Below are 14,684 nucleotides of genomic sequence, written 5' to 3'. Positions count from 1 at the left end.
TCCGTCCTATCGAACACTTCCCACGTCTGCGGACTCACCGGGAGGATTCGCGGCGTCGCTGGGGTGCCGCTCCTGCTCCTCGGTGAAGAACAGCATCGCGGTAGCGCCGACGAGACACAGAACCGACATCACGACGAATCCGCCGTCGTAGCTTCCGCTCTGGCTGACGATGAAGCCGACGACGGTCGGTGCGACGATTCCCGCCAACGCGAAGCACGCGTCGGCGAAGCCTGCGGCGGTACCCGGCTGTGTCGGAGCCGCATCGATCGACGCCACCCACCAGATGCCCCCGGTGATGAAGCCGAAGCCGACGCCCGCCGAAATGCAGATCAGCGCAACCGTCAAGTTTCCAGGCACGAACAGGATCGGTGCCACTGACGCCCCGGCGAGCAGCAGGGCGACACCGATGATGACGAACCGTGATCGAATGCTCTCGGTGCGCTTGTAGACACGGTCGACGATGATCCCGCCGGCGAGCGCGCCGACGACACCGGCAGCCCACGGCGCAACGGAGAACGCGCCGATAGCTTGGATGGAGAGCCCGAACGAGTGCTCGAGGTACTGCGGGAGCCAGTACATGAACACCCAGAACATGAACCCCCAAGCGAAGTAGCCCAGACCGACGACCCACAGGTTGCGGTTGCGGATGACCTTCCCCCAGTCAGCCTTCGACTCGTGGCCGGTCTCCTCGCCCTCAACCTGACCCTCACGGATGTAGCGAAGCTCGTCGTCGGAGACGAAGGACGCCTCACTCGGTGAGTTCTTCAGCCAAGGCAGCGCAACGAACACCCACGCGACTCCGGCGATCCCCAAGATCACGAACATGCCTTTCCAGCCGGTGAACGCGATCAGCTGGGTAAGGATGGGTCCGCCCACCAATAGGCTGCCGGACACCGCGACACCACCGATCAGGGCGAGCGCCTTTCCTCGCTCTTGGATCGGAAGCCAACGACTGGCGATGCGGGTCGCAGCCGGGAAGCACGGCGCTTCTCCGGCACCGAGGAAGATGCGCAGCAGAACCAGTCCGATGAAGCCGCCGGCAAGCGGTGTGAGGACTGTGGCTGCCGCCCAGATGAACATGCCCACGATGAGCACTCGGCGTGGGCCGAAGCGGTCGACGAGTGGGCCGGACAGCAGTGCGAACAGCATGTATCCGATGGAGAAGGCCGAACTGATGACGCCGTATTGCCCTGCACTGATCCCGAATTCGTCTCGTAGATCGCTCGCCGCGTAGGAGATCGCGCTGCGATCGATGTAGTTCACCACCACCAGGCCGAGGACGATGCCGATCGTCAACCAACGCGATTTCAAGGCTAGCTCCCTTGGATGAGGTGACCCTGGTCCGGCTGACCCTGGTCAGATGACGCCGCGCGCACGCAGGTCGTCGAGGTCGTGGGGTGTTCGGCCCAGTGCGGCGAGCACGCGATCCGTGTCGGCTCCCGCTGCCCGGCCGGTGTGACGGATCGAGCCCGGGGAGCCACCCATCCGCCACATCACGTTCTGCATGCGCACCGGACCGAGTTCCTCGTCGTCCACCGCGATGATCATGTCGGTGTCGACCACCTGTGGATCACGCAGCAGGTCGCTCGGGCGATACACCGGAGCTACCGCGGCACCGGCCTCCTCGAAGACCTCGGTCACCTCGTCGCGTGTCCGCTCGGCGATCCAGTCGCCGACATAGGTGTCGAGCAGATCGGCATGCTGAGCCCGTTGCCGCCCTGTCGCGAACCAGTCCTCGTCCATCACCTCTGGGTGGCCGACGATGCGCATGACCCTCTCGGCGATCGCGTGCGCGCTCGTCGAGATGGCGACCCACTGGTCGTCCTTGGTCCGGTACAGGTTCCGAGGCGAATTGTTCTGCGACCGATTCCCGGTGCGTTCCTGATCGATTCCGAGTTGATCGGCATACATCACGCCCGGGCCGACGGCGGTCATGATGGGGGTGAGCAGATCGAGATCGACCTGCTGGCCGATGCCCCCATTGCGCTCGCGTTCGAGCAGAGCCATCGACACCGCCGACGATCCGGCGATACCCGCAATCGAATCGGCCAGGCCGAATGCGGGAAGCGTCGGCGGGCCGTCGGGCGGACCGGTCAGGTGCGCGAACCCGCTCATCGACTCGACCAGAGTGCCGAACGCGGGCCGCTTGGAGTACGGACCCTTCTGCCCGAAACCCGTCACGCGCAGCAGGATCAGACCGGGATTGACCGCCGAGAGTACGTCGTAGGACAAACCCCATCGCTCGAACGTGCCGGGCCGAAAGTTCTCGATCACCACGTCGGCCGTGGCCGCGAGATCACGGAAGATGCCCTGGCCATCCGTGGTGTTCAGGTCGAGGGTGATCGTTTGCTTGTTGCGGCCGATCATCTTCCACCACAGCGGCACACCGTCCTTGTCGAGACCGTGGCCACGCATGCCGTCGGATTTGCGGGGATGCTCGATCTTGATCACCTCGGCACCGAAGTCGCCGAGGATCTGGGCTGCGAGCGGCCCCGCAAGGATGGTCGAGGCGTCGACTACACGGAAGCCCCGAAGTGGCCCCGTGGCGCGCTCGTAATCTGTTGTACTGGCCACGAATCCGCTCCTCAGTACGGGCGCGACAGGTAACGGCCGGTGGGGTCGCCTGCCACGACACCGTCTGCGAGAACGCGATTGCCCCGCACGAACGTGTCCGTCACCACGGCGGTGAGTTCGAAGCCCTCGAACGGCGTGTACTCCTGGGTGGATTCCGAATCCTCGGCCCGCACCGTCCACGTCCGATTCGGATCGACGATCGCGATGTCGGCGTCGAGGCCCTGCGCGATCCGGCCCTTACCGGGCAGCCCGTAGCGGTCGGCCGGGTTGGTGGCGGTCAGTTGCGCTATGCGACGCAACGAGAGTCCGCGTTTGCGACCCTCGGTGACCAACCCGGCGAGCAAGTACTCCGTGCCCCCGAATCCCGACTTCGCAGCGAAGACGTCGTCCCGGTTGTCGCCGAACTTCATTTCCTCCTTGCAGCACGCGTGATCGGAGACCACCCAGTCGACGTTGCCGGCAAGCATGTGCTCCCACAAGGCTTCGACGTCTTCCCGCGGTCGGATCGGGGGATTGACCTTCGCCCCGAGCCCATTTGCGGTGTCGATGTCGGTGAGGAGGTGGCCAATGGTCACCTCACGTCGAAAGTCGACGTGAGGGAAGGCCTGCGCCATCTTCATCGCCGCCTTCATCGCCTTCGCGGAACTCAGATGGAGCAGATTGATATTCGGCAACCCGGTCTCGTCGGCGAGGAACGACGCGATGGTCACCGCGAGCCCCTCCGAATGCTGGGGCCGTGACGCGCTGTATGCGGCTAGTCCAGTGAGCTGCCCCTCCTCTTCGACGAGCTTGGTGTACGCGCTCATGATCTCCGCGGTTTCACAGTGCAGCGACAACGAGATGTGCGGCGCCAGTTCGGGCATCTGCTCGCGGGCCTTCTGGATTCCTCGCATGACGAACTCGAAGTGAGCGAGGTCGTACCGCTCGTCCTCGGGAATCATCAGGAAGTCGCTCTGCGAGGTCGAACGCCCGTGCAACCCGTGGCTGCCGTAGAACATGAAGATCTTGAACGACGTCACGCCCTGGTCGGCGGCGAGCGCGGGAATCTCGTCGATGTGCTGCTTCGACATCGGCGCCAGATGAAACGCGTAGTCGACGTACGACCGCCCGTTCGAGGCATCGAGCACCGCGGGGAAGAAGTCGGAATACGCGCCGCCCTTGTTGAGGTAGTACTGACCGGTGCGCATATAGGTCAGTGCGGTGGTGACGCCACCTTGTGCGCTCGCTCGCGATTCGGTGAGGGTGTCCTCGGCCAGCGGGTTGTAGATACCCCAGTGCTGGTGCGCGTCCACCACGCCCGGGAAGACGAGCTTGTCTGTCGCGTCGACGATTTCGACGTTGTCGGAACGCAGGCCCGGCCCGATGGCGGAGATCTTCCCGTCCTCGATGAGCACGTCGGTGTGCTCGCCTTCCTCGGGACCCGAACTGTCGCCGCGGACAACGGTGCCGTTCTTGATCAGGTAGCTGCTCATTGCCTTTCTCCTGTCTGGGCCTTATCTCCTGTCTGGGTCAACCGATGGCGTGAAACTCAGACGCCGACCCGGGCGCCCACGCTTTCTGCTGCCCGACGTCTTCCGCTGCAAGGAAGGCGAGCCCGAGCGCGGTGATGAGACCGTTTCCTGCGAGGTATCCGCCGGCTCCGTTGCCGGAGATCCCGGTGGCGGCGCCACCCGAGGCGTACAACCCCTCGATCGGTGCGCGGTCACGTTCGTCCAGAACGCGGGCCGAGCCGTCGACCACCAGGCCGCCCTGTGTGTGGAACAGGGCGGGAGTGATGCCGATCCCGATGTAGTTCGGGGTGAGTGCATGTCGATCGTCGATGCGCCCCTGCCGGTCGGGCTCGAGCCCGGCGGCGGCCCGATGCGACGCCGAGATCTCGTCTTCGAGAACGTCTGCGGGCAGTCGCAGCCGTTCCGCGAGTTCACGTGCACTCGCTGCCTCGACCAGTCCACCGTTCTCCGCGACCGTGCGGAAGTCGTCGAAGGTGCTGCACAGGTCGGCGATGCGCTCGTCGATGATGATCCAGCCGGCGCTTTCCGGCTGTGCGGCCAGCAGGGCGGCGAACTCCGAGTAGCCGGTAGTTTCCGGTGCGAACCGCCGGCCCTCGCGGTTGACGATGATCCCGCCGTGCAGGACCGTCGCCCATCCCACCAGTGTCTTGCAACGCGACGACAAGGCCGCGTGCCCCTGGTAGGCGTCCAGGAAAGCAGTGTCCGCGCCGAGGGCTCGCCCTATGCGGAGCGCGTCCCCCCGGCTGTACTGACCGCCGTGATAGTGGCAGTCGGCGATCTCGGGTATCCATTGCCGCACCAGTTCGGCGTCGGCGCCGAATCCGTTGGTGGCGAGGAGCACTGCTCCGGCCGTGACCTGCTCACTGGCACCGTCGGGGCTGGCAATCTCGACGCCCGTGACCCTCCCGTTCGTAGTGGATACGTTCTGCAGACTCATCGGTGCGATCAATTCGATCCCCGGGTGCCGGCGAGTCCGATCCACGAGGTGTCCGAGCAGCTGTGACCCGTGGCGCCCGGCGATGGTGTGACACCTGTCCGCGCTGTGCCCCGGATAGCGAAAATCGGTGACCAGGTGCAGATCCAATTCGAGGGAGTCCGCGAGCCAGGTGACCATGGGGGCGCTCACATCGGCGAGCGCCCGTGCCAGCAGCAAGTCCGCCGTGCCGTGCGTCTTGCGAGCGATGTCGGCCACGAACCTGTCGGGACTGTCGTCGATGTTCGCCTCCCTCTGCCAGCGGGTTCCTGCCGCAGGGATCATCGCCGTGCACATCGAGGTGTTGTTGCCGCGTCGAAAGTCTCCGTCCGCATCCACGACGAGAACACTCGCGCCCAGTTCGGCAGCGCGCAGCGCGGCGACCAATCCGCCGCCTGCACCGGCGACGACCAAGTCGACATCTGGACCGTTCAAGGTTCCTCCTCGTGCCCCACGCCAGCGCATCGGACCAAAGTCGCACCAGACCGAACGTTGCACTAGACCAGTCGTTCCGCTTAGCGGACCATTTTGGTGTGGTCTACTGCACTATGCACAACTAAGCTTGGCGACACAAGGCCTGTTCTACGGATTGATAGCGTAAAGACGCCCAGAACACGGTAAGAACCCCCTAGACATTTGTTCCGCCACGCGGTACACACAATGAGTGTGTTCCCGGACGATTGGAGAACGGAGACAGCATGGAGCCCTCCACCGGAGGAACCGTCGCGACGGCGCGAGCAGCGGAGGTTCTGCTGGAATTCGGTCGTCGCACCAGGGCCCTCGGAGTGTCGGAGATCGCCCGTTCGACCGGCCTGTCCAAAGCCGTCACGCACCGCATCCTCACGACGTTCGTCGAGTGCGGCCTGCTTCTGTACGACACCGCAACGCGCCGTTACCTTCTGGGTCCTGCTGCGGCGACGTTGGGCGCGCGGGCAATCGACGTTTCGCCGCTGCGCCGCGCCGCGCACGATGCACTCCTGGACCTACAGAGGGTCACCGGCGAAACCGCCACCGTCTCCGCTCGAGTCCCCGGAGGGCGGGTCTACCTCGACCAAGTCGAAAGTGACCAGGAGATCAAGATGACCGTCGAACTCGGTCGTCGCTTCGACCTGCACAGCGGTTCGTCCGGCCGAATCATCTTGGCGTTCCTCCCGGAACACGAACAGGAGGACGTCCTCACCCAACCGCTCACAAGACTGACCTCGACGACGATCGTCGAGCCGGGCGTTCTCCGTGACACGCTCCGGGAAGCGCGCGAGCGCGGTGTGTGCCGATCCGTCGGTGAGCGGCAAGAGGGGGCCGGGTCGATCGCGGCCCCGGTCTTCGGGGCAGACGGGACGATCGCCGGGTCGGTGTCGGTCTGCGGCCCCGCCTACCGGATGACGCCCGAGGCGTGCACCGCGTACGAGGGCGCAGCAAAGGACGCCGCGTCACGCATCTCGCGCAACCTCGGGTATCCCGTCGACGTCCCCACCACGGCGGCGGCGGAATGACTCCCCGCAGCTGGCTCTACGTGCCGGGGCACCGCGGGGACCGGATCGAGAAGGCGGTTGCCGGCCCCGCCGACGCCGTGGTCATCGACCTCGAGGACGCCGTTCCCGCGCACGCGAAGACACACGCCCTCGCGAACACGCTCGACGCTCTCGGGACCCACCCGAATCGAACGATCTGGGTTCGGATCAACGGCGGAAGCGGAGGATGCGCCGAGGAGGAGGTCGACGCGCTGATGCACACCGACACCCGGCCCGCGGGGATTCGGGTGCCAAAGGCGGAGGTGCCCGCGGCACTCGCCTCGATCGCAGAACGGGTGTCCTTCGAGGTTCACGCACTCGTGGAATCCGCGGCCGGTCTGCTGAACGCCCCCGAGCTTGCTCGGTGCCACCCTCGCGTCACAGGAATCGCACTTGGCGAGGCCGACCTGGCCGCCGACCTGCGAGTCGGGCCCGACGGGCTCGTGTGGGCTCGCGGCTGGACAGTAGCCGCCGCGCGCGCTGCCCAACTCGCCTCGCCGGTGCAGAGCGTGTGGACCAACATCGCCGACCTCGACGGGTTGGCCGAGTCGTCTCGCCAGGGACTCACTCATGGATTCTTCGGACGATCGGTGGTGCACCCCAGCCAGATCGCGCCGGTCCACGCCGCCTACACCCCCGATATCGACGAAGTCGAAGCGGCTCAGCGCGTGGTCGGCAGTGCAACGCGGTCCGAATGCAATGGCGAATCCGCCGTGCTGGACACCGACGGCCGGTTCATCGACCCGGCCGTCATCGCCAACGCGCGCGTCGTCCTCGAGCGCGCCGAACGATACGAATACCCGAGGAGAAATGCATGACCGAGAACGCTGCCTTGACAGGGCGCGTCGACCCCCTCCTCGACGCCGTCACGTCGAGTCGACTCGACGTCGTCGAACTCGGCCACCCCCACGCGACCGGCATGCCCTGCTCACCGAATCACCCCGGCTTCCGCATGACCCTGATCCGCCGGCACGGGGACATGGTGCGGTCGGACGGCGGCTCCGCATCGAACGAGATCATCATCACCGGCGGTCACGTCGGCACCCACGTGGACGCGTTGTCCCACGTCAGCCACGAGGGCAAGCTGCACGGCGGTATCGACGCACAGGAAGCACAGCGTGGTGGGCGCTTCGCGGAGCTGGGCGCCGAATCGATCCCGTTCCTCATCCGTCGCGGAGTCCTGCTGGACGTGGCTCGGGTACACGGTGTGGACGTGCTCGACGCCGGGCAGCCAGTGACCGAGGGCGACCTACGCGACGCTGCCGACCTCGCCGGTGTGGTACCCGAGCAGGGCGACGTCGCGCTGATTCGCACGGGATGGGCACGCCACTTCGACACGCCCGAGCGCTACCTCGGCCAGACCGACGGCGTCCCCGGTGCCGACGTCGGCGCGGCGAAGTGGCTCGCCGCCACCGGAATCGTCGCCGCAGGCGCCGACACGACAGCGTTCGAACACATTCCGCCCGGCAAAGGTCACAGCGTACTGCCCGTGCACCGGGTACTGCTCGTGGACAACGGAATTCACATCATCGAGCACCTGAACCTCGAGGACGCGTCGCGGCGCGGACTCTCCGACTTCACGTTCGTAATGGCACCACTGCGCATCATGGGCGGAACCGGTTCACCGGTGCGCCCGGTGGCGTTGGTCGGCCGATGAACCGCCGCGACACGCACCAGACCGTCGTCGACAGGCTTGCCGATCTGGCCGCGACGACGCGGGACCACGGGCTGCCACCGGAGCTGAGGAAGGACGTCGCCCGGCGAATCCTCGACGTCCTCGGGAACTCCATTGCCGCGCTGGGACAGCCGTCCGCCACGGCAGCCGCGGGTGTCGCCCGTGAGTGGTCCGGCACGGAGGAGGCCACTGCGATCGGAACCGGCGCCAGGTTCCCCGCTGCAACGGCCGCACTCGTCAACGGCACCCTCGCGCACTCGATGGATTCCGACGACACCCATCTGCCGTCGGTGCTGCATCCGTCCGCATCCGTCATCCCCGCCGCACTCGCAGTCGCCGAGGCTGTTGGCGCTGATGGCCCGAGCCTCCTGGATGCCGCCGGCGTCGGAATCGAGATCACGGTGCGGCTCGGGATGGGTGGCTACGACAAGGATCTCGGCAACTCGGAGTTCTTCGAGCGCGGACTGCACGCGACCTCGATCTGCGGCGCGGTCGGATCCGCCGCGGCAGCTGCCTCGCTCTACGGACTGGGCAGCGGGGGTATCGCCGACGCGATGGGTATCGCCGCCAGCTTCGGTGCAGGTCTGCTCGAGGCCAACCGGACCGGAGGCACCGTCAAACGCGCTCACTGTGGGTGGGCAGCACATTCGGGTGTCGGCGCAGCACAACTGGCACGTCACGGCCTCACCGGGCCGCCCACGGTCATCGAGGGTCGATTCGGCTTCCTGCACGCTTACTGCGGTGACCGTGCCGACGTCGACAAGGTTGTCGATCGCCTCGGACAGCACTGGGAACTACCGGGGATCTTCTTCAAGCCCTACCCCTGCAACCACTTCACGCACGCCGGAATCGATGCGGCGCGAGACCTGCGTACCCGAGGGGTCGACCCCGACGAGATCCTCGAGATCGACGTCGGCGTTCCCACACCGGTACTGCGCACCATCGCAGAGCCACCGGGGGCCAAGTCGGCACCCGAATCGGGCTATCACGCAGCCTTCTCGGGGCCCTACACAGTCGCGCGTGCACTCCTCGGAGGCAGCGGGCTCGGTGTCGGCCACAGGGATTTCACCGACGAGGCGGCACGCGACCCGAAGACCCTCGCACTGGCCGCGCTGGCGACCTGCCACGACGACGACCGCTGCAACGAGCTGTACCCGCACCAGTTTCCGGCGGTGCTTCGGGTCAAGACGCGTGATGGACAATGGCACGAATCACGGGTCTGCCACAACCGTGGCGGCCCCGAGAATCCCCTGTCCGACGACGAGCTGACCACGAAGTTCGAACTCAACGCCTGTCGTGCTCTGTCCCGAACCGGCATCCTGCTCGTCGCGGACAAGACACTCGAGCTGATCAACGCCGGGAGCCTACCGGAGCTGATGTCCATCGTGCGCGACGCACATCCCGGGTGAGTCAACGCCGCGGCACGGAGGAACTCGATGCAGCGGCATGGAGGTGTTCCTCCGGAGACACGCATCGCGATCCGTAACAAGCATCCGCTCGGTTGCACTCCTCCGCGAGGCCTGTGAGACTCGCCTCCTCCGAGATAACAGCTCGGTAACATCTCGAAACCCGGAGTGCATTCATGTTGAGCAGAAGAGCCTTCCTCGGATCCGCAATCGGTGCGGCTGCCCTGGGGTCACCGGTCCTATCGTCCCTCGTCCCAGCCCTGACTCCCCGCGCGTTCGCGGCAACCACCCTCACCACAAAGGTGGTCAACGCCAGCGGCGCCTTTGGTAACAGCGCGATCACGATGTACATCCCGGGGGTGAACCCCTCCGGCCAGCAAGGATTCGTCAACTCGAGCGGGGGCTTCACACCGGTCCCCCAGGACGCTCCTGACGGAAGCGTCCTCGACATGGGGATTCCGCTGTCCAACAGCGGGGACACGAGCTTCACACTCCCCCAGATGTCAGGACGAATCTACTTCGCAATCGACGGCGAACTGGAGTTTCGAGCGGTCATCGACGGTGCCGGCAAGCGGGCATTGCAGTACCCGGCCGGCTGGGTTGAGAGCGACCCTGCCTTCACGGTGCTACACGACTTCGTCGAGTTCACCCTCAACGACCTCGGTATGTTCTGCAACACCTCCATGGTCGACCAGTTCAGCGTGCCGTTGGCAATCCAGTTGGAGGGAGAGCGCTCCCAGACCACAGGCACCCTGATCCCCGGCGGCCGAGAGAAGATCTTTGCCGAGCTCGCAAGGCGCCCCGAATTCGCGTCGCTCATCGTCGGCGACAACTTCCGGGTGATCGCGCCCGGTCACGGCATCGACTCCGGAATGTTCTCTCCCACCTACTACGACGAGTACGTCAACGAGGTGTGGCGCAAGTACGCCACCACCGACCTGAGAGTGACCAACCACCTCAGCGGCCGTACCTTCACCGGTCGGGTCCAGGGCGACCAACTTGTCTTCGACGGTGGGGTCGCACCGGTCAGGAAGCCGAGCACCCGAGACGTCTTCTACTGTGACGGCGCCCTGATTGCCCCGAACGACGGCCTCTCCGGGCCGGTTGCCGCCATCCTGGGCTCCGCCCTCAACCGGTCGACGCTTCTCGACCACGCCGATCAGCCCATCCTGGACCCCTCGCTCTTCTACAAGAACGAGATCACCAGCCACTACTCCCGGGTGATGCACGAGAACACCGTCGACGGCAAGGCATACGGGTTTGCTTTCGACGACGTCAGCGACTTCGCTGCGTTCATCCAGGACCACGGCCCGACCTCGTGGACGATCACACTGACGGAGTTTGCGGCGAACCCAGGTGATGGGGGTGGGGAAGAGCCCGGCGCCCCGGAGCCCACCCCGAACCCGGAGCCCACCCCGACCCCGGAACCGACCCCGACCCCGACCCCGACCCCGCAGCCGAACCCCACCCCCACCCCGCAGCCGAACCCCGGCAATCCAGCGCCTGATACTGGCGGCGCATCGTTCTTCGGGTCGTAGCCCACTAGATGAGGGTCGCCAGTTCCCGAGGAGGTGTCAGGGAGCTGGCGACCCCCCAGCGGGCGGGGGCGCAGGAGATTCGTCCGCTGCGGCACTCACCGGCTTCGCTCACGCGCTTGCTCGACGGCCACCGCGATGGGCATGAACACCGCCGGACCGTGGCCCGGCACAACTGTTTCGGCGTCAAGAACGGCTAGGTGGTCGAGAGCCGATACGGTGTCCTGCTTACCGTGGTCGAAGACCTTCGGGAGTAGTTGCGGACCACGGACTTTCGACAGGGGATGTGCCGTGACCAGTGCATCGCCGGTGATGACCACGCCGTGCTGGGGAAGGTGATATGCGCTATGCCCGGACGTGTGCCCGTGTGTAGCCACCGGGACCGGAGCGCCAGGCAGATCGAGAGGACCGCTCGACGCGAACGCCTGCGCGTCGCCGACCGAGAGCGAACGGGTTGCTCCGACGCGGGCGATGCGGAGCAGCCACGGCAGCACGCCGTACTTGTGCAGCATCGGGATGAAGTCCTTGCCAGTTGCCTGCTCGAGGTAATCCCTTCGCGCATGGGCGACTTCGGTCGGGTCCGTGAACACTGGAATTCCGTAGCGTTCATGGAAGGCGGCGATCGCGCCCATGTGATCGATGTGCGCGTGAGTGAGCAACATGCCCTGCATATCTTCTGGAGCTCGCCCGAGCGAGCGGATTGCACCTTCTACGGCGCCGACGTCCCCGGGATAGCCGCCGTCGATCAGGGTCAGGGCGTCACCGTCCCGCAGGATCACTACGTTCACGTCTGTCCCGGCGGCAAGGAACACGTCGGGTGCTACTTCTTCCACGGTTGTCACGGTTCAACCCTATGCGGCAATCGAATCAGAGTTGTGGAACTGTCGCGTGAGCGCGCGGTTGCCCCCCTCGGCAGCAAGATCCAACGCGGCGTCGCAGATGCGGTCACGACGTGAACGACGGTGAGACATGTCTCAATCCCCGCAGCCGCTACCATAGTAGGGTTTCGCCATGCGGAGTCGTCGAGCTTCACAATCAAGCCGCTTCTTGCAGCTGGATCCCGCTGTATTCGTCATGGCAGCAGAGGAATTGGGATTCACGCTCGATGATGCGCAACGACGAGCCGTAGACGCCCTCGCGAGTGCCGATCGGAACCTGTACCTCTGGGGGCCCGCGGGTCGGGGAAAGAGTTGGCTGATGGCGACATACTTCGAAGCGCTGCCGACGGACCGTAAGAGGCGAATCCACTTCCACGAGTTCTTCCACGACCTGCACCTGGCTATCCGGAGGAACCGCAACGATCTCACGGCGGCTCTCGGTGATCTCCTCGGCACGCTCGACGTTGTGTGCTTCGACGAGTTCCACGTTCACGATCCCGCGGACGGGAAATTCATCGCGCGACTGCTACCCGCGCTGCTCGACCGGAAAATCCGGGTCATCTTGACCTCGAACTACCCGCCACAATCCTTACTGCCCAATCCGCTCTTCCACGACGACTTCGTGCCCACCATCGAACTGATCGAACGGACCTTGACCATCGTCGCCGTCGACGGCCCCGTCGACTACCGCACCACCTCCAGTCACGAGGCCGGGTTCGCAGCCGGACTATGGGTCAGCCCCGGATCCCCGAAACAGGTCGAACAACTCGGTCTCAATCCACCGAATCCACATGAACACATGACGCTCGCGCCGGCAGGACACCCCGTGTACGTCCGTCGCGCAGCCGATGGATGGCTATGGATCGAATTCGCCGACCTTTGTGGGCGGACCACGGCCCCGGCCGACTACCTCGCGCTGGCCCGAGACTTCCAGAAGTGGGTGATCAGCAACGTACCTGACCTTGCCACGGCAGGCCGCGAACCAGCACAGCGATTCGCCAACGTCATCGACGTGCTCTACGACCGCGATGTCAGCCCCGTGTTTCTCGCAACCACTCCCCTCGACCTCCTCGCCACCGGCGCCCATCTCCCTGTCGACATCGAACGACTCAGGAGCCGACTCGGTCAACTCGAACGACTCGGCCCCAACACAGCCGAACTCGAGACAGGAAGGGCCCTTCTGTAAAGGGGCACCACGCACCAACTCCCCACGCCTGCAGCCACCAAAGTGATTCAGGGAATCGCTTGGCTCTGGCAAACGTTGAGGCGTGGGCGTCCGCTCTATGCGACGGGCTTTCCTTTGCTATCGGGCCAACTCGGCATGAGCTCGTTCGATGGCAGTGATTTGTCCACCAACTTGTGAGCCTGCTCGATTCCCGTGACCGGAAGGTGCTCGGGATCGAGTACGCCGACCTGCACCAGAAGGCTGGCCTGATCCCAGTAGATGTGTTCGTTGTACAACTTGTTGCCGCGCAAGGTCACTACGGCAACCAGCGGGATCTCGACGTAGCGTCCAGTGGCCGCAACTCCGGGCAGCATCCACTCGATCTCGCGGTCGTGGGTGAAGCAGAAGAGCATCTCGTCGACGACCCGGTCCGCACCGACCGTGCGAGATATCGGGATCATCTTCGTGTCCTCGGGAATGCCGGGAATGAAGTGATGTGCATAGAAGCGGGCGACGTCTTTTTGCCCTACCCCACCGGTCATCGTCGGAATGTGGTTGACATAGGGTTTGTCGACCATCGTTGACATGGTCGCGGGCACGTCACGCGCCTCGAACTCGTAGTACGTGTGGCTGTCCCACAGCGCCGAGAGGTCGTAGCGCGGACCTATCGTCTCCCGGAGCACCAAGAGCGTCCGCGAATAGGCCAACCCCGCCGCGGCCGGGTCGTACACGTCCCGGCCGTGAGTAGCGAAGGCATGATCAACTCCGGCGTAGTCGTAGATTCGGACCAATTCGTTGCCCTCGAATGCCGTCCTGATCGCATTCCGTGCAGCCTCCGGGCAGTACTTGTCGAGTTCTGCGAGATGGAAGACCATGGGCGCTTTCAGCAAACCCGCCTCGTCGAGGGCATCTTGGACGCCCACGCCGTAGTAGCTGACCGCACAATCGATGTCCAGACGCAGGGCGGACAGGTACGCGAAGAGTCCGCCGAGGCAGTAGCCGATCGCTCCCACGCCGCCCGCGTGATCAGCCCGGGCGCGGAGGGCACGTACCGTGTCGCCGATGTCCTCGACGACGAGATCCTCCACTAGCTCGTTCCGGAGCGCCAGGCCACGCTTGAATCCCTCCTCGTCATAACCAAGCTCCTGTCGAGGCCCGGAACGCCAGAACAGGTCGGGCACCATTACCACGTAGCCTTCTTCGGCATACCGATCAGCCATGCCGCGCATGTACTCGTTGATCCCGAAGATCTCCTGGAGCAGAACCAGCCCCGGCCCTGACCCCTGTGCGGGCACAGACAGGTAGGCAGCGAACGACTCTCCGGACTGCTTGGTGACATCTACGTACTGACCCACAACAATCACACCATTCTCTGTTCTCGCTAGTCGACTTTGTTGTGCCGCTGAGCATTAGAAGTACGAACAGGTCGACAGCAGGTGATGCGGCGCATTCTTTG

General features: G+C 65.0%; 12 protein-coding genes. 6 read left to right on the top strand and 6 right to left on the bottom strand.

What is annotated here, in order from left to right:
- Window positions 1-6 precede the first annotated feature (6 nt).
- From EGT50_RS03855 to EGT50_RS03840, 4 genes are read right to left on the bottom strand one after another with little or no spacing between them, the layout of a single operon-like run.
- Complete coding sequence (locus EGT50_RS03855; protein WP_127951214.1) at window positions 7-1,311, bottom strand: MFS transporter; 1,305 nt, start codon at window positions 1,309-1,311, stop codon at window positions 7-9.
- Window positions 1,312-1,356: 45 nt separating this feature from the next.
- Window positions 1,357-2,574 carry a CaiB/BaiF CoA transferase family protein gene (locus tag EGT50_RS03850; protein ID WP_127951213.1) on the bottom strand — a complete coding sequence of 406 codons (1,218 nt, stop codon included), beginning with the start codon at window positions 2,572-2,574 and terminating at the stop codon, window positions 1,357-1,359.
- A gap of 11 nt (window positions 2,575-2,585) precedes the next feature.
- Window positions 2,586-4,046 (bottom strand): dihydroorotase, encoded by a 1,461-nt coding sequence (locus EGT50_RS03845; RefSeq protein ID WP_127951212.1) that lies wholly within the window; start codon window positions 4,044-4,046, stop codon window positions 2,586-2,588.
- A 37-nt stretch (window positions 4,047-4,083) separates the two neighbouring features.
- Window positions 4,084-5,493, bottom strand: a complete 1,410-nt coding sequence (locus EGT50_RS03840; RefSeq protein ID WP_206615716.1) for an FAD-dependent oxidoreductase — start codon at window positions 5,491-5,493, stop codon at window positions 4,084-4,086.
- Between the two features lie 263 nt (window positions 5,494-5,756).
- On the opposite strand from EGT50_RS03840, the gene EGT50_RS03835 reads away from it, so the two are divergent.
- The 5 genes from EGT50_RS03835 (at window position 5,757) to EGT50_RS03815 (ending at window position 11,188) form a co-directional block, all read left to right on the top strand.
- Window positions 5,757-6,551: an IclR family transcriptional regulator gene (locus EGT50_RS03835; protein ID WP_127951210.1), complete on the top strand. Its 795-nt coding sequence runs from the start codon at window positions 5,757-5,759 to the stop codon at window positions 6,549-6,551.
- Complete coding sequence (locus EGT50_RS03830; protein ID WP_127951209.1) at window positions 6,548-7,387, top strand: HpcH/HpaI aldolase/citrate lyase family protein; 840 nt, start codon at window positions 6,548-6,550, stop codon at window positions 7,385-7,387. The genes EGT50_RS03835 and EGT50_RS03830 overlap by 4 nt, the downstream gene beginning before the upstream one ends.
- Window positions 7,384-8,226, top strand: a complete 843-nt coding sequence (locus EGT50_RS03825; protein WP_127951208.1) for a cyclase family protein — start codon at window positions 7,384-7,386, stop codon at window positions 8,224-8,226. Before EGT50_RS03830 ends, EGT50_RS03825 begins: the two co-directional genes overlap by 4 nt.
- A complete protein-coding gene (locus tag EGT50_RS03820) occupies window positions 8,223-9,653 on the top strand; it encodes an MmgE/PrpD family protein (RefSeq protein WP_127951207.1) in 1,431 nt (476 codons plus the stop codon). Before EGT50_RS03825 ends, EGT50_RS03820 begins: the two co-directional genes overlap by 4 nt.
- Before the next feature lie 173 nt (window positions 9,654-9,826).
- On the top strand, window positions 9,827-11,188 hold the full coding sequence (locus tag EGT50_RS03815) for a beta-1,3-glucanase family protein (RefSeq protein ID WP_206615715.1): 1,362 nt from the start codon (window positions 9,827-9,829) through the stop codon (window positions 11,186-11,188).
- Between the two features lie 95 nt (window positions 11,189-11,283).
- Here EGT50_RS03815 and EGT50_RS03810 read toward each other — a convergent pair whose 3' ends face one another.
- Window positions 11,284-12,027 carry an MBL fold metallo-hydrolase gene (locus EGT50_RS03810; RefSeq protein ID WP_127951206.1) on the bottom strand — a complete coding sequence of 248 codons (744 nt, stop codon included), beginning with the start codon at window positions 12,025-12,027 and terminating at the stop codon, window positions 11,284-11,286.
- Between the two features lie 169 nt (window positions 12,028-12,196).
- Here EGT50_RS03810 and zapE point away from each other — a divergent pair, with 169 nt between their 5' ends.
- Window positions 12,197-13,249 carry a cell division protein ZapE gene (gene zapE, locus EGT50_RS03800; RefSeq protein ID WP_127951205.1) on the top strand — a complete coding sequence of 351 codons (1,053 nt, stop codon included), beginning with the start codon at window positions 12,197-12,199 and terminating at the stop codon, window positions 13,247-13,249.
- 95 nt (window positions 13,250-13,344) lie between these two features.
- Here zapE and EGT50_RS03795 read toward each other — a convergent pair whose 3' ends face one another.
- Window positions 13,345-14,583 (bottom strand): dienelactone hydrolase family protein, encoded by a 1,239-nt coding sequence (locus EGT50_RS03795; protein ID WP_127951204.1) that lies wholly within the window; start codon window positions 14,581-14,583, stop codon window positions 13,345-13,347.
- Window positions 14,584-14,684 lie beyond the last annotated feature (101 nt).

This window comes from Rhodococcus xishaensis, assembly GCF_004011825.1.
Lineage (GTDB): Bacteria > Actinomycetota > Actinomycetes > Mycobacteriales > Mycobacteriaceae > Prescottella > Prescottella xishaensis.
Note: the sequence above shows the minus strand (reverse complement) of the source record. Positions and strands in the feature narration are given on the sequence as shown.